At 61.0% G+C, this 24,981-nt stretch carries 22 protein-coding genes and 1 pseudogene; 11 read left to right on the top strand and 12 right to left on the bottom strand.

What is annotated here, in order from left to right:
• Positions 1–16: 16 nt before the first annotated feature.
• Complete coding sequence (locus FSO04_RS16460; RefSeq protein WP_372342761.1) at positions 17–1,285, top strand: FAD-binding oxidoreductase; 1,269 nt, start codon at positions 17–19, stop codon at positions 1,283–1,285.
• A 143-nt stretch (positions 1,286–1,428) separates the two neighbouring features.
• A complete protein-coding gene (locus tag FSO04_RS16455; RefSeq protein ID WP_154560690.1) occupies positions 1,429–2,286 on the top strand; it encodes a glycine betaine ABC transporter substrate-binding protein in 858 nt (285 codons plus the stop codon).
• An 84-nt stretch (positions 2,287–2,370) separates the two neighbouring features.
• Here the strand turns inward: FSO04_RS16455 and purU are convergent, their stop codons facing one another.
• Positions 2,371–3,246 (bottom strand): formyltetrahydrofolate deformylase, encoded by an 876-nt coding sequence (purU, locus tag FSO04_RS16450; RefSeq protein WP_154560689.1) that lies wholly within the window; start codon positions 3,244–3,246, stop codon positions 2,371–2,373.
• A 178-nt stretch (positions 3,247–3,424) separates the two neighbouring features.
• Positions 3,425–4,339 carry a choline sulfate utilization transcriptional regulator gene (locus FSO04_RS16445; RefSeq protein WP_154560688.1) on the bottom strand — a complete coding sequence of 305 codons (915 nt, stop codon included), beginning with the start codon at positions 4,337–4,339 and terminating at the stop codon, positions 3,425–3,427.
• Between the two features lie 151 nt (positions 4,340–4,490).
• Here FSO04_RS16445 and betC point away from each other — a divergent pair, with 151 nt between their 5' ends.
• The 3 genes from betC (at position 4,491) to FSO04_RS16430 (ending at position 8,505) form a co-directional block, all read left to right on the top strand.
• Positions 4,491–6,038: a choline-sulfatase gene (gene betC / locus FSO04_RS16440; protein WP_154560687.1), complete on the top strand. Its 1,548-nt coding sequence runs from the start codon at positions 4,491–4,493 to the stop codon at positions 6,036–6,038.
• Positions 6,039–6,081: 43 nt separating this feature from the next.
• Positions 6,082–7,032, top strand: a complete 951-nt coding sequence (locus FSO04_RS16435) for a choline ABC transporter substrate-binding protein (protein WP_154560686.1) — start codon at positions 6,082–6,084, stop codon at positions 7,030–7,032.
• A 324-nt stretch (positions 7,033–7,356) separates the two neighbouring features.
• Positions 7,357–8,505 (top strand): porin, encoded by a 1,149-nt coding sequence (locus FSO04_RS16430; protein ID WP_154560685.1) that lies wholly within the window; start codon positions 7,357–7,359, stop codon positions 8,503–8,505.
• Positions 8,506–8,583: 78 nt separating this feature from the next.
• On the opposite strand, the gene FSO04_RS16425 is transcribed toward FSO04_RS16430, so the two are convergent.
• Genes FSO04_RS16425 through FSO04_RS16410 form a run of 4 tightly spaced genes read right to left on the bottom strand, consistent with a single transcriptional unit; the run spans position 8,584 to position 13,234 of the window.
• Positions 8,584–9,315 carry an ABC transporter ATP-binding protein gene (locus tag FSO04_RS16425; protein ID WP_168435708.1) on the bottom strand — a complete coding sequence of 244 codons (732 nt, stop codon included), beginning with the start codon at positions 9,313–9,315 and terminating at the stop codon, positions 8,584–8,586.
• A complete protein-coding gene (locus FSO04_RS16420; protein ID WP_154560684.1) occupies positions 9,303–11,111 on the bottom strand; it encodes a branched-chain amino acid ABC transporter ATP-binding protein/permease in 1,809 nt (602 codons plus the stop codon). The genes FSO04_RS16425 and FSO04_RS16420 overlap by 13 nt, the downstream gene beginning before the upstream one ends.
• Before the next feature lie 4 nt (positions 11,112–11,115).
• Positions 11,116–12,015: a branched-chain amino acid ABC transporter permease gene (locus FSO04_RS16415; RefSeq protein WP_154560683.1), complete on the bottom strand. Its 900-nt coding sequence runs from the start codon at positions 12,013–12,015 to the stop codon at positions 11,116–11,118.
• A 25-nt stretch (positions 12,016–12,040) separates the two neighbouring features.
• Positions 12,041–13,234, bottom strand: a complete 1,194-nt coding sequence (locus tag FSO04_RS16410) for a branched-chain amino acid ABC transporter substrate-binding protein (protein WP_154560682.1) — start codon at positions 13,232–13,234, stop codon at positions 12,041–12,043.
• Between the two features lie 284 nt (positions 13,235–13,518).
• Between FSO04_RS16410 and FSO04_RS16405 the strand changes: the two genes are divergently transcribed.
• Entirely contained in the window at positions 13,519–14,763 is a 1,245-nt protein-coding gene (locus tag FSO04_RS16405; RefSeq protein ID WP_154560681.1) for a D-amino acid dehydrogenase, read from the top strand.
• A complete protein-coding gene (locus tag FSO04_RS16400; RefSeq protein WP_154560680.1) occupies positions 14,760–15,536 on the top strand; it encodes a maleate cis-trans isomerase family protein in 777 nt (258 codons plus the stop codon). The genes FSO04_RS16405 and FSO04_RS16400 overlap by 4 nt, the downstream gene beginning before the upstream one ends.
• A 7-nt stretch (positions 15,537–15,543) precedes the next feature.
• Here FSO04_RS16400 and FSO04_RS16395 read toward each other — a convergent pair.
• Positions 15,544–15,645, bottom strand: a pseudogene (locus tag FSO04_RS16395) (DUF1989 domain-containing protein); the annotation flags it as partial.
• Positions 15,646–15,680: 35 nt separating this feature from the next.
• Positions 15,681–17,732 carry an elongation factor G gene (gene fusA, locus FSO04_RS16390; RefSeq protein WP_154560679.1) on the bottom strand — a complete coding sequence of 684 codons (2,052 nt, stop codon included), beginning with the start codon at positions 17,730–17,732 and terminating at the stop codon, positions 15,681–15,683.
• A 244-nt stretch (positions 17,733–17,976) separates the two neighbouring features.
• On the opposite strand from fusA, the gene FSO04_RS16385 reads away from it, so the two are divergent.
• A complete protein-coding gene (locus FSO04_RS16385) occupies positions 17,977–18,630 on the top strand; it encodes a protein-L-isoaspartate(D-aspartate) O-methyltransferase (protein ID WP_154560678.1) in 654 nt (217 codons plus the stop codon).
• Between the two features lies 1 nt (position 18,631).
• Here the strand turns inward: FSO04_RS16385 and FSO04_RS16380 are convergent, their stop codons facing one another.
• Positions 18,632–19,408, bottom strand: coding sequence for a TetR/AcrR family transcriptional regulator (locus tag FSO04_RS16380; RefSeq protein ID WP_154560677.1), 777 nt, complete (start codon positions 19,406–19,408; stop codon positions 18,632–18,634).
• A 41-nt stretch (positions 19,409–19,449) separates the two neighbouring features.
• Between FSO04_RS16380 and FSO04_RS16375 the strand changes: the two genes are divergently transcribed.
• Positions 19,450–20,691, top strand: coding sequence for an NADH:flavin oxidoreductase/NADH oxidase family protein (locus FSO04_RS16375; protein ID WP_154560676.1), 1,242 nt, complete (start codon positions 19,450–19,452; stop codon positions 20,689–20,691).
• Between the two features lie 162 nt (positions 20,692–20,853).
• Here FSO04_RS16375 and FSO04_RS16370 read toward each other — a convergent pair whose 3' ends face one another.
• Entirely contained in the window at positions 20,854–21,249 is a 396-nt protein-coding gene (locus tag FSO04_RS16370; protein WP_233464872.1) for a cupin domain-containing protein, read from the bottom strand.
• A gap of 280 nt (positions 21,250–21,529) precedes the next feature.
• On the opposite strand from FSO04_RS16370, the gene FSO04_RS16365 reads away from it, so the two are divergent.
• Positions 21,530–22,336, top strand: coding sequence for an AraC family transcriptional regulator (locus tag FSO04_RS16365; protein ID WP_166618194.1), 807 nt, complete (start codon positions 21,530–21,532; stop codon positions 22,334–22,336).
• 105 nt (positions 22,337–22,441) lie between these two features.
• Here FSO04_RS16365 and FSO04_RS16360 read toward each other — a convergent pair whose 3' ends face one another.
• Positions 22,442–23,089 (bottom strand): LysE family translocator, encoded by a 648-nt coding sequence (locus tag FSO04_RS16360; protein WP_154560674.1) that lies wholly within the window; start codon positions 23,087–23,089, stop codon positions 22,442–22,444.
• Between the two features lie 103 nt (positions 23,090–23,192).
• Between FSO04_RS16360 and FSO04_RS16355 the strand changes: the two genes are divergently transcribed.
• Positions 23,193–24,041, top strand: a complete 849-nt coding sequence (locus FSO04_RS16355; protein WP_168435707.1) for a LysR substrate-binding domain-containing protein — start codon at positions 23,193–23,195, stop codon at positions 24,039–24,041.
• Positions 24,042–24,093: 52 nt separating this feature from the next.
• Here FSO04_RS16355 and FSO04_RS48725 read toward each other — a convergent pair whose 3' ends face one another.
• A complete protein-coding gene (locus FSO04_RS48725) occupies positions 24,094–24,501 on the bottom strand; it encodes a hypothetical protein (RefSeq protein WP_154560673.1) in 408 nt (135 codons plus the stop codon).
• Between the last annotated feature and the right edge of the window lie 480 nt (positions 24,502–24,981).

The raw sequence follows: 24,981 nt of genomic DNA, 5'->3' as shown, positions 1-24,981 counted from the left end.
GGAGCGGGAGAAAATAATGATGCGCGATCAGGCGACGCTTCAGCTCAGCCCCGAGCCGGCTCCGAACCATGAGGCTTCAAGCCGCGGAACTTCAAGCCGGGTCACGCGGCCGCGGTTCTGGGAGACGTTGCCGGCACGTTGGAACAGCGATACCGACGAGACGCTGGTGTGCTGCCAGGTCCGTCAGGAAACGCACGACGTCAAGAGCTTGTTCTTTCGCGCACCGTCCGAGCGGGCGTTCGTGTTCGAGCCGGGGCAGTTCATCACGCTGGAGTTGGAGATAGACGGCGAGGCGGTGAATCGCTGCTATACGATCTCCTCGCCGCCCACGCGTCCGCACACCATCTCCATCACCGTGAAGCGCGTGCCGGGCGGAAAGGTGTCGAACTGGCTGCACGACAATCTGCACGCGGGTATGGAGGTTCGTGTGCTGGGGCCGTCCGGCGAGTTCACCTGTGCGCGGCATCCGGCGCGTAAGTTTCTATTCTTGTCGGCGGGTTCCGGCGTTACGCCGCTGATGTCGATGAGTCGCGCACATCACGAACTCGGCGAAGATAGCGACATCGTGTTCGTGCACAGCGCCCGCACGCCGGACGACATCATCTTCGCGCGTGAACTCGATCTGATTGCATCGAATCAGGCCAATTTTCGCACGGCGTTTGTCTGTGAGCGGCTTGGTGCGCGCACGAATTGGCCAGGCGTCACCGGTTTTCTGACCTTGCCGCTGCTTAAACTCATCGCGCCGGATTTTCTTGAACGCGAGATTTTCACCTGCGGTCCGGCGCCGTACATGCAGGCAGTCCGTCATCTCCTGGACGAAGGCGGCTTCGATCGCAGCCATTACCACGAGGAAAGCTTCTCGTTCGAGACGATCAGCGAAGTGGCCGCGCAATTGACGACTGCGCATGTCGGCGATGTATTGCAGGCACCCACAGCTAGCGCGGAGAGCTTTGTCGAAGCGCGTGAACACGCGGCTGGATTTGCACCCGCGCAGGTGCCGGTCACGCCGGTGGAAATAGAAACGACGTTCAAGGTGAGTTTCGCCAAAAGCAACCGCGAGATCGAATGCGGCAGCGGCCAGCATGTACTCGACGCGGCGAAGAAGGCCGGCATACGGCTTCCGTCCTCGTGCACGCAGGGTATGTGCGGTACCTGCAAGGTGAAGCTGGTGTCCGGCGAAGTCGCAATGAAACACGCCGGCGGGATTCGTCAGCGCGAAGTCGATCAGGGCATGGTGCTGCTGTGCTGCAGCAAGCCGTTGAGCGATCTCGTCGTCGATAAGTAAGACAAGAGCGGGACCCGGACTCGCGGTCGCGGTCGAAGTCGCCTGCGGACAACTGGATGTCGGAAAACAACGCTACCCGGCAATTCTGGTTGGCGATTCTAAATGCTCAATGGGTAGTTTGGATGGCGAACGGGAGAACGGTGATGAGACTGATCAGAAAGATATTCGTGTTGAGCGCGTTGAGTGCTGCGCTGGCGGCAAGCAGCGTGAGTGTGTCGGCCGATTCCAAGCCGACCATCAAGATCGGCTATGTGGAGGGTTGGGACGACAGCGTTGCAACCACAAATGTCGCCGCGCGCGTGATCGAAAAGCGCCTCGGCTATCAGGTGCAGCTCGTGCCGGTCGCGGCCGGTGTGATGTGGCAAGGCGTGGCGCGCGGCGACCTCGACGCGACGCTGTCCGCATGGCTGCCGGTCACGCATGGCGCGTACTGGAACAACTTCAAGGATAAAGTCGTCGACCTGGGTGCCAATTTCAACGATGCAAAGATCGGTCTGATCGTGCCGGATAACGTTGACGTGAAGAGCGTTGGCGATCTGGAGGCGAAGAAGACGGAATTCGGCTCACGCATTGTCGGTATCGATGCCGGCGCGGGTGTGATGCAGAAAACCAGCGAAGCGATCAAGGCATACGGGCTCGACTATCAACTGATGCCGAGCTCGGGCAGCGCGATGACTGCGGAACTGGCGCGTTCGGAAGCGGCAAGCAAGCCGATCATCGTCACCGGCTGGAAGCCGCACTGGATGTTCGCGAAGTACAAGCTCAAATTCCTCGACGATCCGAAGAAGGTGTTCGGCGAAGCGGAGCACGTGGATAGCGTCGTCAATCCTGGACTAGAGACGAAGGCGCCGACGGTCGTCGCGTTCCTCAAGAAGTTCCAATGGAAACCGGGCGAGATCGACAGCGTGATGCTGGCGACGCAAAACGGCGAGAAGCCGACGGCTGCTGCCGATGCGTGGATTAGTGCGCACGGAGATCGTGTGGATAGCTGGGTGAAGTGATTTCGTATTTCAGGTGAGTGAATTGCCGCTTGTTTTGAGCGGCAACCCCTGCAAAAAAACGCCGCTCTCGAGCGGCGTTTCTGTTTATTGCAGCACGACAGTCCGATCACCGTTGATGAATACCCGTCGCTCGATAAACGCCTTCACGGCCCGCGCAAGCGTGATGCATTCGACGTCGCGTCCCGTCGCCAGCAGTCGCTCCGGGCTGTATGAATGATCGACGCGCTCCACAACCTGCTCGATGATGGGACCTTCGTCGAGATCGTCGGTGACGAAGTGCGCCGTTGCGCCGATCAGTTTCACGCCGCGCGTATGCGCCTGGTGATAAGGCTTCGCGCCTTTGAAGCCGGGCAGAAACGAATGGTGGATGTTGATCGCACGTGCCGCGAGTGCACGGCTCGTTTCGCCGGAAAGAATCTGCATGTAGCGCGCAAGGATCATCAATTCAGCGCCTGACGTTTCGAACAGCTCGAGCAAGCGCGCTTCCTGTTGCGGCTTCGTATCGGCACTGATCGGCAGATGATGGAACGGCAAGCCGTGCTGCTGCGCGAGCGGTTCGAGATCGCGATGATTCGAGCCGATGCCGACAATATCCATCTTCAACTCACCCATGCGCCAGCGGAACAGCAGATCGGCAAGACAGTGTTCGAGTTTCGACACCATGATCAGCACTTTCGGCCGCGTGCCGACGTCATGCATCGCCCATGTCATCCGAAAGCGCTCGGCGATCGATTTGAATTCGCGCCTGAGTGCAGCGATGTGCAGGGTCTCATTGGTGTCGACGCCATGAAACACGCAGCGTACGAAAAAGTGCTCGCTGAGGTCGTCGTCGAAAACGGTCAGTTCGTCGATATAGCAATGATGCCGGTCGAGAAAGCCGACGACGGCGGCAACCTGGCCCGCCGCGCTCGGACAGGCGACCGTGAGAACCAGTTGATCGGGACGGGAATCGGCGGACATGCGCTCTCCACTTAGGCAATAGGGCAACGCCGCGGGACGCGGCATGCATCATCGCAGTAGAGCAAATCAGCGGTACAGGGGGATAGAAGCTAACCGCCGTCGCGCTGGAATGGGAGCGTCAGGGGCGGTTGGTGCGGGGCGATGGCGCACGGCGGGCGGCATTGACGGCTTGCCGTGCTCATTCGGCATCGCGCCCACATTCGCAGAGCAACCATTGACGAAATGCGCTGACGGCGAGTGTCGCCGCGCGCTGGGTGACGAGCAGATAACCCCGCTCAGTCACCACCGGCGTGTCGAATAGTTCTACGAGTTGCCCCGTGGCAAGAAGCTCGTCGACCAGTGGCGCCCAACCAAGCGCGACGCCTTGGCCCATGATCGCCGCGTGGGCCACGAGCGTAAAGCTGTTGAACGTGATGCCGCGATGTGCGGCCGGCGCATCGAGACCCTGCGCGGCGAACCAGTCGGCCCACGACAGCCAGCGCGCCGGCTGGGTAGGTTCGAGATGCAGCAGCGGCAAGCTCAACAGGTCCGACGGCGTGCGCAATTGCGGATGCGCCGCGAGAAAAACCGGACTGCACACCGGCGTGACACGCTCAGGAAATAGTTTGAGCGCGCCTCGCGCGCTCAGGTCCGCATCTTCATCGCCGAACGCAATCGCAATGTCCGCCTGATCGTGCGATGGATCGAATACGCTCTGCGATGTGATGATCTTGACGTCGACGTCCGGCATCAGCGCCTTGAACTGAGACAGGCGCGGCATCAGCCAGTAGGTCGCGAAACCGAAGTCGGTGGAGAGCGTGAGAGTTTGCGGCGTGCGCCGAGCGCGAATCTCGGCGGTGGCGACGCGGATGGTGTCGAGGGCATTGCGCACCGCTTCGAAGAGGCGCACACCGTCTTCCGTCAGCGTGACGCCGCGATGGCCGCGTTCGAACAGCGGTACACCGAGTGCTTCTTCGAGTTGCACCACACGCTGACTAACCGCTGGCTGCGTCGAGCCCAGCTCGCGTGCAGCCGCTGTGAAGCTCGCGAGACGCGCTGCGGATTCGAACATCGTCAACGCCTGCATCGGCGGCAAGCGATCCTGCCTCGACATAAGGCCCCCTTATAGGCACATAACGATTTGCCGTCTTCACAGCGGCGAATTGGACGGCAATAGTGGTGTTCACGCGGGGACCGGCACACCGGTTTCCCGCTTGCGGCGACACCCGCACCTCTATTTGCGATTCTATTCGAGGCACGCTCCAATGCATGACACGAAACAGAATATCCTTATTCTGATGGCCGACCAGATGACGCCGTTTGCGCTTGCCGCATACGGACATCGTCTAACGAAGACTCCCAATCTCGATCGCCTCGCGAAGCAGGGCGTGGTATTCGACTCGGCGTACTGCGCCAGTCCGCTGTGTGCGCCGTCGCGCTTTTCTTTTCTATCGGGCAAGCTGCCGTCCGCGATCGGCGCCTATGACAATGCAGCAGAATTTCCGTCGCAAACGCTGACGTTCGCGCATTATCTTCGCGCCGACGGGTATCGCACGATCCTGTCCGGCAAAATGCATTTCTGCGGCGCCGATCAATTGCACGGATTTGAAGAGCGGCTCACCACAGACATTTATCCAGCAGATTTCGGCTGGACGCCGAACTGGGACGATTTCGAAACGCGCCCCACGTGGTACCACAACATGAGTTCGGTGATCGACGCGGGCCCATGCGTGCGCACGAATCAACTCGACTTCGACGATGAAGTCACTTTCACCACGCGGCAGAAGCTCTTCGATATCGCACGTGAGCGGCATGCCGGCAAAGATGCACGGCCGTTCTGCATGGTCGCCTCGCTGACGCATCCGCATGACCCATACGCGATTCCGCGGAAGTACTGGGACATGTATGCGGATGAAGACATCGATCTGCCCGCGCATCGCGACTCGCTCGATGAAGTCGATCCGCATTCGAAGCGCCTGCGCCACGTGTGCGAAACCGACCGCACGCCCCCGACCGACCAGCAGATCCGCAATGCAAGACGCGCTTACTACGGTGCGATCTCTTACGTCGATGACCAGTTCGGTGCGATCCTCGAGGCGCTCGAACAGTCAGGGCTCGCGAAAGACACCGTTATCGTGGTGACGTCCGACCACGGTGAGATGCTCGGCGAGCGCGGGCTCTGGTACAAGATGACGTTCTTCGAAGGCGGCTGCCGCGTACCCTTGATCGTTCATGCGCCGCAGCGTTTCGACGCGCATCGTGTGCACGAGTCGGTCTCGCATCTCGATCTGCTGCCCACGTTAGTGGAATTGGCGCGCGGCGAACAGCCAAAAGTCTGGCCGGATTCGCTCGATGGTCAAAGTCTCGTACCGCATCTGCGTGGCACACAAGGCACCCACGGCGGCCACGACGAAGCGATCGGTGAATACCTGGCGGAAGGCGCTATAGCGCCGATCGTGATGCTGCGACGCGGGCGCTTCAAATTCATTCACACACCTGCCGATCCTGACCAACTGTACGACGTGGCAACGGACCCGCTCGAACGCGAGAACCTCGCCGCGCGCGCCGAATATGCATCACAGGTCTCAGCATTTCGTGAGGAGATCGCACAACGCTGGAACCTCGCCGCGCTGCACAACGACGTACTGAAAAGCCAGCACCGCCGCCGCTTCCATTTCGAGGCCACGACGCAGGGCACGGTCGCGTCATGGGACTGGCAGCCGCATGTCGATGCGAGCCAGCGCTACATGCGCAATCACATCGACCTCGACACGCTCGAAGCGATGGCGCGTTTTCCCGCTGTAACGCGCTGATGTCTCCGCTCACGATTCAACCCATCTACAGGAAGCCGACACGATGAAAAAGCTCTTCAAACAGGCTGTATCCGGCGTTGCGCTGCTGTGCGCGGCAGCCACCTTTGCCGCGGCCGCCGAACCGCAGTCCTGTACGCAGGTCAACATGGCGGGGCCCGGCTGGACCGACATCGACGCGACCAATGCGATGACCGGTGTGCTGTTGAAGGCGCTCGGCTACCATCAGAACGTGTCGAACCTGTCGGTGCCGATCACCTATCAAGGCCTGAAGAAAGGGCAGATCGACGTGTTTCTCGGCAACTGGATGCCGGCGCAAGCACCGGTCGTGAAGCCGTTCGAGGATGAAAAATCGATTGAGGTCGTGCATCCGAATCTGAGCAACGCGAAGTTCACGCTCGCGGTGCCGGACTACGTGGCGGCCGCGGGCGTGCATTCCTTCGCGGACCTTGCGAAGAACGCCGACAAGTTCGACAGCAAGATCTATGGCATCGAACCGGGGGCGCCGGCCAATCAGAACATCAAGAAGATGGTCGACGACAAGGCATACGGGCTCGGTAGCTGGAAGCTCGTCGAATCGAGCGAGACCGGCATGCTCACGCAGGTCGACCGCGCGGTGCGTGAGAAGAAATGGATCGTGTTCCTTGCATGGGAGCCGCATCTGATGAACACGAAGTTCAAGCTGACTTACCTCGACGGCGGTGACAGGTACTTCGGGCCGAACTACGGCGGCGCCACGGTCAATACCGTTGCGCGTAGCGGGTACGCCGAGCAGTGTCCGAATGTCGGCCGCCTGTTCAGGCAACTCACATTCAATGTCGATCTGGAAAACGGCGTGATCACCGAGGTGCTCGAGAAGAAGACCGGTGTCGACACGGCCGCCACCGAAGCGCTCAAGCGCCACCCCGAATTGCTGAAGTCATGGCTCGACGGCGTGAACACCGCCAGCGGCGCCAATGGCTTGCAAGCGGTGCAAACCGCACTCGGTGTGAAATAACCCCGGCATTCCCGACTACGAGGTCGCTACTCGACAGATTCATGTCGCATCCGGTCGAATCCTCTTAAATCTGGACACTTATTCTTGACCCGTCGATGCAGGCATGCAGATGATCGTATGCAGTGCCGATAGCTTCAATCAGCCTGGCCGGCTGAGTCAGTTTCGGCCGGCCTGGTCAGCGTTAGTGAGCTTCAATCGTTTCAATCAGTCTCAGCCGATTTCGAACTGCCCGTCATGCGAGAAGCGCCGCGCGTTGGAAGACAGCACGCAGCAGGGATCGCTTTATCTAACGAAATACGCAGGCAAAGAGCAGGGGAGAATTAGATGAAGAAGAGAAATGCCGTTAGTCTTTCGGGACTCGCCCTCGCGGCAAGCGCGGTATGCGCACCGACGGCGGTCCATGCGCAAAGCAGCGTCACCCTGTACGGGATTCTGGACGCCGGTATCACCTACGTGAACAATGCCGGTGGCGCACACCAGTTCAAATTCGACGACGGCATTTCGTACGGCAACCGGATCGGCTTCAAAGGCGTGGAAGATCTCGGCGGCGGCCTGCAAGCGGTTTTCGTACTCGAATCGGGTTTCCACCTGGGCAATGGGCAATTGGGATTCGGCGGTGCTGAATTCGGACGTCAGGCCTATGTCGGCATCAAGAACTCGTGGGGGACATTCTCGTTCGGTAACCAGCTCGATATGACCGAAGAGTTCGTCTATCTGTACAACATCTCCGCATGGGCGAGCGGCTACGCGATTCACCAGGGCGACTTCGACCGGATGAACGGCGACCGTCTGCCGAACTCGGTGAAGTTCCTGTCCAATGATTTCGCCGGCTTCACCTTCGGCGGCATGTACTCGTTCGGCAACACCGCCGGCAACTTCCATCAGAAGAGCGCATGGAGCGTGGGCGCGCATTATGACCACGGTCCGTTCAACATGGGCTTGGCGTATACCCAGTTGAACAATCCGTTCGGCATCTATGCGTTCGACCCGTACGCGATGATCGGCACGCGCACCTTCCTCGGCCAGCCGACCGTTTCCGTCGATCCGGCCACTGGCGCGGTGACGGATCTGTTTAGCTCGTCGGCATTCCCGGTGGACAAGCAAGGCGCGTTTGCGGTCGGCGCCGCCTACACGATCGGCGACCTGATGCTCACCGGCGATTTCACCTACACGACGATCAAGGGCTTCGGACAGACTTCGCACATGCAGGTTTATGAAGGGGGCGCGTCGTATAACTTCACGCCTGCGCTTTCGCTGTATGGCGGCTATCAGCACACGAGCTTCGAAGGCAATCACTGGAACCAGGGCTCGCTCGGACTGCACTACCTGTTGTCCAAACGGACCGATGTGTATATTTCCGGCGACTATCTGCGTGCGTCGAATGGCGTGAACGCGGTGATCGGCTATAGCTTCGCGCCGTCGTCGTCGAATACGCAGTCCGATGTGCGGATCGGGATGCGGCATTCGTTCTGACGCATCTGCGGTGGGGCTGGCACTCAAGTGCCAGCCAGGCGCTGTGGATCTCGGAGCAACACCCCATCAGCGCCGGCGTCACTCCGTGGCGACAGCGCTGCCGCCCAGATAGGCTGCGCGAACCCGGTTGTCCTGTGCCAATTCGTGGGCCGGGCCGGCGAGGGCGATGCGGCCGCTTTCCAGCACGTAGGCCCGCTGCGCGATGCGCAGCGCCTGGCGCGCGTTCTGTTCGACAAGAAGGATCGACGTGCCTTCCTTGCAGATGTCGGCGATCATGCCGAAAATCGCTCGAACCAGCTTCGGCGCCAGCCCCATGGACGGTTCGTCGAGCACGATGATGCGTGGCCGCAGCATCAGTGCACGGGCGATCGCCAGCATCTGTTGCTCGCCGCCGCTCAGCGTCCCCGCAAGCTGGCTGCGCCGCTCGCCAAGCCGCGGGAACGTCTGATACACGTCCATTATTCGCTGCTCGAGTACCGCGCTGTCGCGCCGGATCAGATAGCCTCCGAGCCGCAGATTTTCCTCCACCGTCAGTGCCCCGAACATGCGGCGGCCTTCCGGCACATGACCAAGACCGAGCGCCACGATCTGGTGTGCGCGCAGTCCGGCAAGAGCGTGCCCGGCCATCACAATCTGTCCCGCACGGGGGCGAATCAGGCCGGAAATGGCGCGCAGTGTCGTGGTCTTTCCCGCCCCGTTGCTGCCGAGCAATGCCACGATCTCGCCTTCTCCGACGTCCAGCGAGATGCCATGGAGAACCTCCACGTTCCCATAGCCCACGTGCAGATCGCGTATTTCTAGGAGTCCCACAGCGATTTCTCCCCGGCGGCATCGTCGGCTGCTTCGTCGGCTTCGGCCGTGCCGAGATAGGCGTCGATCACGCGCGGGTCGGCCTGGATCTCGGATGGCGTCCCCTCGGCGATGATGACGCCGTGGTCCATGACGATGATCCGGTCTGACACGCTCATCACCAGCATCATGTCGTGTTCGATCAGTAGCACAGTCACGCCGAAATCCCGGATCCGCCGGATCAATTCCATCAGCGCGTGCTTCTCGGTCGGGTTCATCCCCGCTGCCGGCTCGTCCAGTAGCAGCAGGTGCGGGTTGCTGGCAAGGGCGCGGGCGATCTCCAGCCGGCGTTGATCGCCATAGGGCAGGTCGGCCGCGCGTTCGCCCGCGCGCGCCTCGAGCCCGACAAACGTGAGCCAGCGCAGGCCTTCTGCCGCATGATCCGCTTCTTCGGCGCGAGCGGAGGGCAACGCCAGCAATTCGGCGACGAGCGGCGTATGAAGGCGATGATCCATGCCGATCAGCACGTTCTCGAAGGCCGTCATGTTGGCAAACAGACGGATGCCCTGGAAGGTGCGCGCCATCCCGGCGTGGACGATGCGATGCGGCGCGCCGCCTGCCAGCGAGGCCCCGCGCCAAAGCACCTGGCCGCCGGTCGGGCGGATCACACCGGTCAGGCAGTTGAACACCGTCGTCTTGCCCGCACCGTTAGGGCCGATAAGGCTAAGAATTTCCCCGTTGCGCACGGTGAAGCTGATACCGCCGACCGCCTGCACGCCGCCGAAGCGGCGCTGCATGTTGCGCACCTCGAGCAGGATTTCATCGGTGACCTTTTCCCGGGGCGGCAGGGCTTCGGGATCGCCCGTACTCGCGCGCGGTGCCGCCACCCGGCGCAGCGGTGCCGGCCATAGCCCTTGCGGCCTGAGCAGCATCAGGATCACGAGCCCGATCGCAAAACCGAAGATGCGCCAGAGGTTGAGGAAACGCAGCACCTCGGGTAGGCCGGCGACGATGACTGCACCGAGTATCACGCCCGGAATGCTTCCCCGGCCGCCCAGCACGACGACGATCAGGATCGTCACGGACTGCAGATAAGTGAAGCCGGTCGGGTCGATGGTCCCGAAGCGTGCGGAGAACAGGCTTCCGGCGAGGCCGCCGATCAACGCGCCGAGGATGTACGCCAGCATTTTGACGCGCAGTGTCGGCACGCCGACGGCCTCGGCAGCCGCCTCATCCTCGCGGATACTCGTCCAGGCGCGCCCGAGCCGCGACTGGCCAAGCCGGATCGCAAACACGAGCACCAACACGAGGAACGCGATGCCCAGTTCGTAGACCGCAGCCGGCGAGCTGATTTCATAACCGAACAGGCTGGGGCTGGCGATGCCGTAGATCCCGTTTGGGCCGCCCGTGATGTTGAGATTGGTGGCAACGATGCGCGTGATCTCGCCGAACCCGAGCGTGACGATGGCCAGATAGTCGCTGCGCAGGCGCAGGGTAGGGTAGCCGATGACGATGCCGGAAGCACCGGCAAATATGAGGCTGAACGGCAGCGTTTCCCAGAACGAGAAGTGCAACAGCGTTTCCAGCAGCGCCGTCGTGTAGGCGCCGATGGCGAAGAAGGCGGCATAGCCCAGATCCAGCAAGCCGGCATACCCCACCACGATGTTCAGCCCGAGGCCCAGGATCGAATAGGTGGCGATGGTTAGGCCGACATCGACGATATAGTTGCTGGCGACAGCGGGTAGCGCCATCGCGGCGATAAGCAGCGCGACGCCGGCAGGACGAGCTCGATGCGATAACCCCTGCATGGCGCTCATAGCGCTACATTCTCTCGACGACGCGCTCGCCGAACAAACCCGTCGGTTTGATCACGAGCACGGCGATCAGGACGCCGAACACGAGCACATCGGTCCACCGCGATGAGACATAGCCCGCGCTAAAGGACTCCAGCAGGCCAATCAGGATGCCGCCCGCCATTGCGCCCGGGATATTGCCGATGCCGCCAAGCACGGCAGCGGTGAAGGCGCGCAGGCCCAGCACGAAGCCCATGAAGAAATTGATCTGCGTGTAGTAGAGCCCTTCCATGACGCCGGCCACGGCGGCCAGCGCCGAGCCCAGGAAGAAGGTCAACTGGATCAGTCGCTCGACATTGATACCCATCAGACGCGCCGCGTCCTGATCGATCGCCAGCGCGCGCATCGCGGTGCCGACGAAGGTGCGGTGAACGAAGAAATACAACGCGAGCATCAACGCAAAGCTGGCGACGATGATGCTGACCTGGGCGAACGTGATCTGTACGCCCTGGAATTCGAGTCCTGCCTGGCTGAGCACATGGGGATAGGTGTTGAAACCGGCGCCGTAAAGCAGCAGCACGCCGTTTTCCAGTGCCAGCGAGACGCCGAGTGCGGTGATCAGAATGGATAGCCGCGGCGCGCGCAACAGCGGCTGGTAGGCCACGCGTTCGATGGCGAGGCCGAGTGCGCCCGTGACCGTCATCGCGGCCACAAGGGCGATCAGCAGCGCCAGCGCGAGCGGCAGGTGTGCTGCGGCAAGCACCGTCAGACCGGTCCAACCGATGAACGCACCCACCATGAACAAGTCGCCGTGAGCGAAGTTGATCAGCCGGATAATCCCGTAGACCATCGTGTAGCCGAGGGCGACGAGCGCATAGAACGAGCCGATCGTCAGCCCTTCGATGACGAACTGGAAGAAGTTGCTCATGGCGAGGCGCGCGGCGCGACGGGGCCTATTTCATCGCCATCCAGTGCCCCGCGGCATCCTGCTTCTGGTAGGGGGCGAAATTGTCGCCGCGAACGATGATGGTGATGTACACCGCCACGCTGCGGTCGCCCTTCGGATTAAAGCCGATCGTCCCAGTTGCGCCCTGGTAGTTCGAGATCTTGTGCAGGGCGGCCGTGATCGCGGCGGGCGTCGCCGACTTTGCGTCTGCGATCGCCTTCGCCGTGACGCCGACGGCATCGTATTCGTAGACCGAATACGGTCCAGGCCCTTGCCCGTAGGCCTTTGTATAGTCGTCGACGAAGCTGTGCGCGCCGCTCAGGAACTGCGCCAGCGGCGCCGTGGTGATGATCATGTCATTGGCCGCGGGGCCGGCTGTCTTCATCAGCGTTGGGTCGTTGGTGCCGTCGCCGCCCATCAAGGTCATCTTCAGGCCGAGTTGCCGAGCCTCTTTCACGAGCAGGCCAGCTTCGGAGAAATAGCCGGTGTAGTAGATCACGTCCGGCTTCAGTGAGGCGACATGGGTCAGCGTTGGCGAGTAGTCCATCTGACCGGGCGTGATGGCGTCGTCGTAGACGACCTCGACACCGTCCTTTTTCAGGGCGGCCACGGTGTTGTCGGCGAGGCCCTTGGCATAGGTCGTGTTGTCGTTGATCACGGCCGCGCGTTTCGCGTGTAGCGAGTTTTTCATGAAACTGGCTGCAAACGGCCCCTGTTCGTCGTCTCGGCCAATCGTGCGGAACACGTTGTCGTAGCCCATCTCGGTCAGCTTGGGATTGGTCGACGCGTCCAGCACATAGGGAATTCCGGCGCGATGAAAGGTCGTCAGTTCCGGCAGCGCCGCACTGGAGCAGTACCCGCCAGCCACTGCAACGACGCCCGCGTCCACGAGCTTCTGTGCCGCCTGCACGGCAGTCTGCGCGTCGCAGGCGTCGTCCTCGGGCACCAGTTCGATCTGCTTGCCGAGCACGCCACCCGCGGCATTGACCTTGGCGGCGGCAAGCTTGGCGCCGTTGAGAATGTCCGTGCCGGCATTGGCGGAACTGCCCGATAGCGGCACGGGCACGCCGATCTTGATGGTCTGGCTTTGTGCCGGACTGGGGGCCATGCCGGCGAGCGCGGCCAGAGCCACCGATGCCGCGATTGTCGTTTGGCGCAGGACGCGACTTGCGGCCGGCCTGCCATTCTTCTGAGCAATCATGTTGGAAACTCCTTATTGTGAAAGGGATCGGAGCGATCCACCACACGGCTATCCCGGTGGCATCAGAAAACGGATGGAAACGTACGTCGCATGCAAGTTGTAATCTGCCAGTTCAACGGCCCGACTCGCGGTCTCATCGCAGCGCTACCATGAAAGCGTGTTTTTTCATGATAGAACTCGCCGCACCTTTCGCTGGTATAGGGTATCCGCGTATAGGACACCGTACAAAAACGTAGCGACCACGTTATATTGAGTAAGTGCTCTGCATGGGGCTTGAGTCAGCCATGAAAACCGTTGTGCTGGGGGGCGGAATTGCGGGCGTCACGGCCGCCTGGTACCTCGCCAGGGAGGGCCGCGAGGTGACGGTGATCGACCGCCAGCCGGGCGTCGCGCTCGAAACCAGCTTTGCCAACGCCGGGCTGGTCGCGCCCGGACATTCGTACACGTGGGCTTCTCCGCGGGCGCCGAAAATTCTGCTGAAATCGCTCTTCGTCGACGGGCAGGCGCTGCGCCTGAAGCTGAACGCGGACCCTCACATGTGGGCCTGGTGCTTTCAGTTCCTGCGCAATTGCACGGCGGAGCGTTCACGTCAGAACACCACGCGTAAGGTGCAGCTGTGCCGCTACGCACAGAGTCAACTGCAGCAACTGACTGCGGCCGAACACCTGCAATACGATCGCATCAGTCGCGGCCTGTTGTACCTGTATCGCGACGAAGCTTCTTTCGCGCGAGGCACGCAGAACATGTCGATCCTGGCGGACAACGGGCTGCCGCTCAAAACGCTCGATGCGGCGCAGGTGGCCGCGCGCGAGCCGGCGCTCGCGCATGCCCGTGACAGGATCGCGGGCGCGATTTATTGTCCAACCGATGAAAGCGGCGATGCGCATTTGTTCACCCGCGAGCTGAAGGCGGCGTGTGAGCGTGTCGGCGTGCGTTTCGAATTCGATACACCCATTAGCGCGATCGAAGCGTCCGGCGATCGGGTCGTTGGCGTGCACACGCCGACGGGCCTCATCCAGGGCGACGAGTTCGTCCTCGCACTCGGTTCCTGGTCGCCCTTCCTGGCGCGCCGCCTGGGCTACCGGTTGCCGGTGTACCCGGTAAAGGGCTATTCCGCCACGTTTCCTGTCGGACCCGAGCATCGTCCGCCGGATCTGGGAGGCGTCGACGAAAACAATCTCGTGGCGTGGGCGCGTTTTGGCCAACGGCTGCGCTTTACCGCGACCGCCGAGTTCGCCGGCTACGACACTCGCCACACGCCCGCTGATTTCACGCAGATGCTGCAGGCGGCCCGCGAGTTGTTCCCCGACGGCGCCGACTACAGCCGCGCGTCCTACTGGGCCGGTCTGCGCCCGATGACCCCCGAAGGGACACCGCTGATCGGCCGCACGCGTCACCGGAACCTGTACCTGAACACCGGCCACGGGCACATGGGATGGACGATGTCGTGCGGCACTGCAAAACTGCTGGCCGACATCATGGCCGGTCGCCAGCCCGAACTCGACATGACAGGGATGACACTGAAATGAGCACGAATCCACTGCAGGACGATGCCTACGTCAGGCTCGAATTCGCGCTGGACGACGGCATCTGCCGGCGCGCCGCGATTGGACTGGTGGTGCTCGCCACCGATCATACGATCGAACACGAGTGGCGCAAGCTGCTGACTCAGGATGGGGTGGCTTTCTATGAGAGCCGCGTGCTCAACTCGCCGGACATCACGCCCGAACGCCTTGCGGAAATGGATGCGCGCATCGCTTCGGCGGTCGCGCTGATTCGTCCGGCGGAGCGGATCGATGTCGTGGCGTTTGGCTGCACGTCGGCCTCGATGGTGATCGGCGAGGAAAACGTGTTCGCGCGCATCCGCGAAGCGCGCCCGGGCGTGGCGTGCACCACGCCGATTACCGCTGCGCTTGCTGCGCTACGCGCGCTGGGTGCCCAGCGCGCGGCACTGTTGACGCCCTATGTGCGTTCGATCAACGACTATATGCGCGACTACATCGAGGCGCGCGGCGTCGGCATTACGCGCATGGCGTCGTTCGAGCATGCAAACGATAACGAAGTGGCACGGATCGACACTGCGTCTCTGCAATCTGCTGTCGAGCGCCTTGCACGGCACGCGGACGTGGACGCCGTTTTCGTGTCGTGCACGAGCTTGCGGATCGCCGAACTCGTTCCAGAACTTGAAACGAGGATCGGCAAGCCGGTGATATCGAGCAACTTCGCGATGGCCTGGCACGCGTTGCGACTCGCGGGCGTGGAAGACCGCGAACCTCAGCGCGGGAGGTTGTTTGCGCTGTGACTGGCGCGTGCGCTTGCTGCAACTGACGCGTGCGCGAGGCCCACATGCGCTCGCGCGGGTTGTGCAGATTCCACATGTTCAGGTCGGCCACCTGCGGACCTTCTGTTGTCGTGCAGAAGCATGGGGAAGGGCACGCGCGCCCGGTCACTGCGCCGCGCCGTCACCCTGTTTCTTGTGTTGCGACGCCATCCGCTCCTGCTGGGCGGGAGGTACCGGATCGTAGTGGCTGAGCTGGATGCTGTAGTTACCGTGCCCGCCCGCGATGGCGTTCAGCCGCGACTGATAGTCGTTGAGTTCGGACAACGGCACCTGGCCTGCGACGACTACGGTGTTGCCCGCGGCCGAGCGTGTGCCATGGACTTGCCCGCGCTTCGCGGACAGGTCGCCGATAATGTCACCCATCGCGGCTTCCGGCGTCATCACCTCGATGTCCACGATAGGTTCGAGCAGGACGGGCTGAGCTTTCAGCACCGCGTCGATGAAGGCCTTGCGGCCGGCGGAAATGAATGCCACTTCCTTGGAGTCGACTGAATGGCTCTTGCCGTCGAAGACAGTGACGCGCACATCCTGCATCGGAAAGCCGGCCAGCGGCCCACTGTCGATAACCTGAAGGATGCCTTTTTCCACGGCGGGCATGAACTGGCCGGGGATGGCGCCACCCTTGACGGCGTCGACGAACTCGAAACCCGTACCGCGCGGCAGTGGCTCCACGCGCAGCATCACTTCGCCGAATTGACCGGCACCGCCGGTTTGCTTCTTGTGGCGATGGTGTCCCTCGGCTTTGGCGCCGATGGTTTCCCGATAGGCGATCTTAGGTGGCCGCGTCACGACCTCGAGCTTGTACTGCTCGGATAGTCGCTCCAGCATGAGGCGCAGGTGCAACTCGCCCAGACCGCGCACCACCGTCTCGTTGGTGCCGACCGGGTGGTCGATGCGCAGACATGGGTCCTCCGCACTCAGCTTTTGCAGAATCTCCCAGAGGCGCTGCTCGTTGCCTCGGCGCGCAGGCTCGATCGCCAGTCCATAGATCGGCGTGGGGAAGTCGAGCGGGGTCAGGTGGATGTTGCCGTCCTCAGGGGCGTCGTGCAGGACGGCATCGAAGCCGATCTCGTCGATCTTGGCCGTGGCGCAGATATCGCCTGGGCCGGCTTGTGGAACATCCACGTGTTCCTTGCCCTGCAGCATCATCAGATGGGCGACTTTGAACGATTGCCGCGCGTCACCGATATAGAGCTGGCTATCCCGCCTGATCGTGCCCTGATGGACGCGAAACACGGCCATCTTGCCGATGTAAGGGTCCATGACGATCTTGAAGGCGTGGGCCAATACATGCTTGTCGGCGACCGGTTCGGCACGCACGACTTCCTGGCGGCCGCGGGCATCGCGGTAGAAGAGGGGCGGGTTGCCTTCCATGGGATTGGGCAGAAGCCGGACGAACACGTCGAGCAATTCCGCGATGCCGGCACCGTTGGCCGCTGACGTGAAGCAGATCGGCACCAGATGAGCTTCGCGCAGCGCCCGCTCGAAGGGCTCATGCAACTGCTCCGGGCTGATGGCTTCGCCTTGTTCCAGGTAAAGCTCCATCAAAGCAGGATCGATCTCGACCACTTGATCGACCAGCGCATTGTGCGCCGCCGCAACAGACAGGAAGTCGGCCTCGCCGGCGGGGTTGAAAAAGCAATCCACCACTTGGCCGCCGCTTTGCGCCGGCAGGTTGATCGGCAGGCATTCCTTGCCGAAGGCCTCCTGGATATGCGTCAGAAGCCCCGGAAGATCGACCTTTTCGCGATCGATACCATTCACAATGATCATTCTGCAGAGCTTGCGTTTTTCCGCCCACGCCATCATGCGCCGGGTGGTCATTTCGATGCCGGTCTGCGCGTTGATGACAATGGCGACGGTTTCTACAGCGGGCAGGGCGCTGATCGACAGCCCGGAAAAGTCCGGATAGCCGGGCGTATCCAGCAGATAGATGCGGGTATCCCGGTAGTGCAGATGGGCGACGGCGGAGTTAAGGGAGTGGTGATATTTGCGTTCGAGCGGGTCGAAATCGCAGACCGTGTTGCCGCGTTCCACGCTGCCGGGGGCGCGTAACTCACCACCCTGGTGGAGCAGGGCTTCGACAAGCGATGTCTTGCCACATCCGGCATGGCCGACCAGAGCGATGGTGCGGATGGCGTCGGGGCTGTAATGCATGGCCGCCCTCGTCCAGTAGTGGATGTGGGGCCATTATTGGCGAAAACGGACCGGTGTGCCATACGACGCCATCAGTGCGGACCCTTAGGCGCGTGGCCATCGAATACGTGATTCGTCTGGCCGCGTTGAACGCAAGGCCGATGCGCGTTCGCCAACGTCGAACGAGGCGCAAAATTGAATCGTCCGGTGGAAGCTATGCGCAGCCTGCTGCAAAGTCTGCGTCGACCCTCAGACGGAGGCCACAATGATCGATTTCAGGGAAGCCCGGGAGCGGATGGTTGTACGGCAAATCGCAGGGCGGGGCATCCGCGATTCCAACGTGCTATCCGCGATGCGCAGTGTGCCGCGCGAGGAGTTCGTACCTGCGCAACTCCGTGAATTCGCGTACGACGATAGCGCGTTGCCTATCGCGAGCCAGCAAGCGATTTCGCAGCCCGCAATCGTCGCGCAGATGATGGAGGCGGCCGAACTGGGTCCGCGCGACCGGGTTCTCGACGTCGGCACGGGGTCGGGGTATGCCGCCGCAATTGCGGCGGCAATCGTGGAGCACGTCCATTCCGTTGAACGCGATCCGGTGCTCGCCGACTCCGCTCGCGAGACGCTCGCGCGGTTGGGCATTTCTAACGTGACCGTTCATCTTGGCGACGGCACGGTCGGTTTGAGTGACTATGCGCCGTATGACGCGATTATTGCCGGGGCTGGCGGCCCGCGTATCCCGCGGACGTGGTGTTTGCAACTGTCGATTGGTGGCCGGATCGTGATGCCGGTAGGGCGCGAGCGTCATCATCAACGATTGATCAAACTGGTGCGTCACGGCGAACAGGATTATCACGAGTGCTGGTTGGGCGAAGTGAGCTTCGTGCCGCTAATTGGTGAGGACGGTTGGGCGGATTACTAGGCTAGAGCCGACCGGCTTCCATGAGCGCGAGCATCTGGACGGCCGCATCACCCGCACATTCGGCGATATCTTCTTCGCTGGGGCTTTTTAAACCAAGCAATGCATCGTCGAAAAGCGTGGCTTTCAGGAGTGCCGCGAAGGTTGCGCCGGCGCCGTACTTATCTCTTACTTCCCAGCCCGTGACAGGCAGCCATCGATCAAGATAGCTCGTGAACAATGCGTCGCGCGTGCCCGTCACCTCCTCGCGATAGCGGCGCGCCAGTTCGGGGAAGCGAGGTGCGTCCCGCGTGACGACGCGATAAAGGTCCAACTGCTCTTTCGAAAGAGCGTGTCGTAAATAATCGCTGCCCGCAATTGGCAATGCGACGGCCGGAGGTTCGCTAAACCAGGTTGGTTCGCCCGGTTCTGCGGGTTCCGACGCGTCAGCCGATTGAGCGCCGGAAGGCGAGCAGGCCGCCTGCATCACTGCACTGAACAGATCGTCCTTGCTCTCGAAGTGACGATATAGCGTCTTGATGGACACACCGGCGTCCGCGGCAATGCGGTTGACCGAGCTTTCGGCATAGCCGCTTTCAAGGAAGGCCCGCAGCGCAGCGTCGACGATCATCGTTCGCTTGCGCGACATCAGCGCGGCTTTCGGATTGTCGTCCGACCAGGTCTTGACCATAAGTGTCCCTCTTTTATCTGCTTGACGAATGATACGACAGCGATCACTATACAACAAACGACAGCGATCGCTGTCGTTACTGTGCCGGGTCAACTTTGCCTTTCTGGGCAAGGGCTCGGCTTACATGTGACCGTTTCCCGATGGACATTCAGATGAGTAATCCTCTTTCACAATCGTTGCGGCTGCCCAGCGGCGCGATTCTCGCAAACCGCCTCGTCAAGGCGGCCATGAGCGAAGGCATGGCCGACGCTAACAATCATTCCACGCCGCGCCTTGAAGCGTTGTATAGGCGCTGGGCGCGTTCTGGCGCCGGGCTGCTTCTGTCCGGCAATATTCAGGTGGACCGGTGGCATCTCGAGCGCCCGGGCAATATCGTGATCGACGATGACAGTGGACAGGAACAACTCGCACGGCTCGCCGCTGCGGGGACGTCGGAAGGCGCGCATTTCTGGGCTCAACTCAGTCATACCGGACGGCAGGTGCAAGACGCGATCAACACGTCACCCCTTGCGCCTTCTTCAGTGGATATCGACGTGATGCGGGGCGCCGGCTTTTCGTTCGCCACGCCGCGCGAAATGACGGAAGAGCAGATTCAGCAGGCCATCGGGCAATTCGCCTTCGCAGCCAGGAAAGTGCGCGAGGCGGGTTTCACCGGTGTCTCGTTGCATGGGGCGCACGGCTACCTGATTTCGCAGTTCCTTAGCCCGCTCGCCAACAAGCGCACGGACCGCTGGGGAGGTTCGCTTGAAAACCGCTCCCGTTTCGTGCTCGAGGTGCTGGCTGCGGTTCGCTCCGCCGTTGGTCCGGACTTTCCGGTTGCGCTGAAGCTCAATTCATCTGATTTTCAGAAGGGCGGGTTCACCAACGCCGAGTGCATCGAACTCGTGAAGAAGCTCAACGATTCTTCGCTCGATCTGCTCGAGCTATCGGGCGGTTCGCTTGAGCAGCCGAAGATCGCGGGCCTTACGCTAATGGACGAGGGGGAAGACGCACCGCGCGAAAGCACCGTCAAGCGTGAAGCCTTTTTCGTGGATTTTGCCGCCTCCGTTCGTGCCGCAGCGAAGATGCCCGTGATGGTGGTCGGCGGATTTCGCACGACGGCAGCCATGATCGAATCGCTGGAGCGTGGTGAACTGGATGTCATCGGGCTCGGCCGTCCGATCATTGCCGATCCTGAGATTCCGAAACGCATTCTCGCTGGTGAAGTTGATCGTGCGCTTAGTCCCGAGGCTGCGCTCCATCCGTTTCATCTTCTGCCATGGAATAACATGCAGCTTGAGCGTCTGGCAGACGGGCTCGACCCGGATCTGTCGCTGGCGGGTGCCGAGGCCGTGGAGCAGTTCACGGAACTCGAGACTCGCAACATAACCGCATTGCTGCAGCATCGCGCTTAAGTCATTGTCCGATCTGGAGCCACCGGTTTTCCATATCGCGTCATCGAGCGGCGCGTGAAGCTTGCATGGCGTTTTCTGCGGAGTTGCAGCATCGCCCGAACGCCGCCTCGCATCAAGGGGCGTTCGGGAATACTGCCAAGACAGACTCAGTCAGGTGTACTGCTATTTATACTCGACCAGCACTTCGCGGTATGGGTTGCTACCCTCGTTGCGTGCCTTGTGCGTCGCGGGGACCTTGGCGCCCTTGCCGATTTCGGACAGCACTTCCAGATACCCGTTCTCGCATTTGAGTGAGTAAATCGCGCCCGTCGGCACTTCGAAGATGCCGAGGTCCCCGCCGTTTTCGTCAAAGATATGCAAGGGCGCACCTTCGATCGCGTACCACATGTATGAAAGCGTGTGGGTATGTACCGGCGTTTCCTTGCCTGGAGCGAGAACGAAGTTCCATACAATGACTTTGTCATTCTCAAATACCTTTTCACTGCCGACACCAGCCATGATCGTCTCCTTGAGTGTGCGAATGTAGCGAGAGGCATCCTGCATTGCAGCAAACGCCATTCACGTTCGGACTTCAAAACGTGTTGGTCGGCCGTCAGGCCGTACTTCGATAGCTGCGGTGCAGGAAGGCCTGTACGCAGAGTAGGCGAATGTCCCACTTGCAGTGGCTCCGGCCGTATGCAGACTTGTCACAGACGAGGCCGATTTATCATTCCGTATGGTGACTTTTTTGCGCGATGCGGCCGAGACACTGCGAACGCTTTGAATTCATCAGGACGGCAGGAGGCATTACATGTCGGAACCTTTACGAATCATTCACGGGCCGTTCGGAAGGGTGGCGTTGCTGCTGCTGGACAAGAGCATGGTCCTCCATGCACATCGGGTTTCCCACGTCATCTTCAAGGAAGGCGGTCCTGACATCCAGTTCGGGGTCCGCAATCGTGAGTATGTTTTGTCAGACAAGAACGTGCTACTCGTGAATGCGTGGGAGCCGCATTTCTATGAGCATCGCCCACAATCGCAGTCGACGGTGCTGCTCGCACTTTATCTCGAGCCGGATTGGTTGAGGGATGTCGACCGGCGTTTCGCGTACAGTATTCATCCCCGGTTCTTTCCGAGTTCTTCCGTGCTGTTGCAGGGGAAGCTCAGCCGCCTTCATTCTGACCTGCTCGATATTCTGACCGACCGTGAGGGCCGGTCGCTTGAAGCGGTCCAAGGGCTGATCGCCGAGATGACAGGCGAACTGGTCGGCAAATCGCCCCACGGGAACGTACTTTCAGCAGCCGGACTCGTTGGCGGTATCGCGTACGACATCAGGATTCGTCGTGCGATCGAAGCAATGAAACAGGCGATGGGCCTTACACCCGACTTCGACGATCTTGCACAACGGGTTGGGCTATCGCGTCCGCATTTCTTCCATCTATTCCACAAGCAGACAGGCATGACGCCCGCGACTTTCAGCAGCATGCTGAGGATGGACCTGTCGATCGAAAGTGTTTCGCAGCAGGAAATGGCACTTCGGGATATCGCGCTCGATCTGGGCTTTGACTCGCCGGGAAATTTCACGCGTTTCTTTGTTCGTCAGCAAGGCGTGACACCCAGCCAATACAGACGCAGCGTTCAATATGTCGCCGGGGAAGGGCGGTGACAGAGCCGGGCGTAGCGGTCGCTCTCGACCTGGCGCGAGGCGTAGCTCTATATCGAAGATGCCCCACCTCGCGTGCTCGCGGCAAATCTATTCAGAGAGCAGCAATCAGATGATGCCGCCCAGCTTCAATGCATCGATGGTCATATGTGCGCCGAGGGCAACCAGAACAACGCCCATAGTCCAGCGTTGAGCCTGCAGGAGTCCCGGGCGACTGGAGAGGAACGTCGCCATGCTCCCAGAGCAGACCGCCACGAAACCATTGACGGATGCGAACGCGACAATCAACGACGAACCGAGCACGAGCGATTGCCTGAGAACGCTGCCGTCCTGGTAGTTGATGAATTGCGGCAGCAGGGACAGAAAGATCATCGCGAGCTTGGGATTCAGCAGACTAGTCGTTGCGCCCATCGCGAAGAGCCGGCGAGGTTGTTCGCGAGGCAACTCACGAACCTCCAGGGGAGAGCGGCCACCAGGCTTCACAGCCTGCCATGCCAGATAGAACAGATACGCAGCGCCCCCTGCGCCCAGAACGCTGCCTGCATAAGGCACGCTCAGGAAAAAGGCGGTGATGCCGAACGCTGCCCCAAACATATAGAAGAGGTATCCGAGCATGACGCCCGCAAGCGAAATAAGCCCGGCCGTGCGTCCTTGCGCAATCGAGCGCGACATCACGTAGATCATGTTCGGCCCCGGTGTCACAGCAAGCATTCCGCCGACCGCCAGAAATCCGTAAATCGAAACCGTACCGTGCATTTTCCCGGGCTCCCCCAAGTGGTCATCGGTCGTAGTATCGCTTTGATGCATACTCCAGTAAAACGCATTAAATTGAATCTATTACTCAGATTTTCTGACTAAAGTGAAAAAACTCGATCTGGACGTGCTTGAAATGTTGGTGGCGGTCGCCGATACAGGATCGTTTGTTCGAGGTGCGGAGTCCGTGCGTCGGTCGCCGTCGGCGGTGAGCATGCAGATAAAGGCGCTTGAAAAAGCGCTGGGAAAACCGCTCTTCGTGCGAAGCACCCGCAACGTAGCGATTACCGCAGAGGGCAAGACGCTCCTGGACTATGGCCGTCGAATGCTCGCGATGCGCGAGGAAGCATGGGCGTCGGTAGTTCGCCCGGAGATGAAGGGCCGCGTAACCATCGGTGTTCCTGACGACTACGCTTCATCGTTGCTGCCGCAGGTTCTGGCAAAGTTCGCGGTTGCTCATCCGCGTGTGGAAATTCGGGTGATCGGTTTGCCAAGCAGTGAGCTTGTTCCATTGCTCAAAGACAACACGCTCGACCTGGCTTGCTTCACAAAAACAAGGGGCGTCGCGGGCGAATTCATCCGATTCGAGCCAATGGTGTGGGTCGGGTCGCCAGCAAGAAAAGTGTGGAAAGAGCGCCCGCTTTCGATTGCCGTTTTCGCACATGGCAGTACTGCGCGTGCCCACGCCATCAGCGCGCTCCAGCGCGAAAATATCAAATACCGGATGTCCTACGAAAGCCCGAGTTTGTTGGGCCTTATCAGCATGGTCGAAGCAGGGCTCGCGATCGCACCTCTTGCAAGATGCAGCGTACCGGCGCACCTCGTTCAGCTATCGCAGAACGAAGGGTTGCCGGCATTGAATGACCTCGAAGTCGTTTTGGCCCGCAGTGCGCGGTCTGGGCGACCGCCCTGCGATTTTCTTGCTGAACAGATTCTGGCTGATTTGAGGGTTTGAACCGGTCGCTCGATGGCCGAATCGCCGCATAAAAACGCCGATTGTCTGCGCTTTACCGCTGTGTCCCTCTAAGCGTGAACACACCTCCATGCCAGATGTTTGGCGTGATGGTGTCGTCGATTGCTTGTTGTTTGACATAATATAAATTATCAACAGTCTGGCTGTAGGCCCCAAGTAGTAATGTCCGCTTTCGCGGTGCGTATGCTGACCAGCGGCCGGTACCCCGGCGCTGGAGGCATTGATGGCTGCGACCGAACGGATAACGATGACGATGCGCGAACTCGACAGGTTCAAGGTCATTCAGGATGTTGCCGACGGCAGGCTCGAGCCGTGGCGGGCGGCGGAACGGCTCGGGCTGACCACGCGACAGACCCGGCGCCTCGTTGCGCGACTGGTTGACCGGCCGGGAGCGCGTACCCTGGTAGGTGCCCGAGCTCTGAGGCTCCGCGACATGGAGCATGACCTCCGCCTTCGGCAAATGAATATAGGTCGTCTTGCGCGGCCCCTTGGCGTCGTCGGCGAGCCACCTTCAAACGTCTCGCGGCTTCGCCCGTTGATTGGTGACAACCTCGCCACCGAACCGAGATCAACCCAGCCGGCGGCAGACGAACAGGATCAAACGGGCGGCCGTCGCAACTTGAGCGGCCTCCGCCGATCGCAATGGGTGTGTCCTGCCAGTTCCCGTCATTCCTCTACCTGAGCAAATGGACGCTCATATGGCCGATGCACTTCGGCAGCTGACATTCGTCTCTCAGTGTTGTCCCGAACTGGGCGGCCGGCTGGATACAGCAATCGGAGCTTCCGCTAGAGAGATGGACATACGCAACGGATCTCACGGCTTCATGTTCCATCCAATCGGGATTACCCGTTCGGTAGCCGGCATGACCTTCGTCTCTTGCTCGAAAGGGCGGCTGAAAACAAGGCGGCCGATTACCTTGAC

This window comes from Paraburkholderia madseniana, from assembly GCF_009690905.1.
Lineage (GTDB): Bacteria > Pseudomonadota > Gammaproteobacteria > Burkholderiales > Burkholderiaceae > Paraburkholderia > Paraburkholderia madseniana.
The sequence above is the reverse complement of the archived record's forward strand: the minus strand, read 5'-3'. Positions and strand labels throughout refer to the sequence as shown.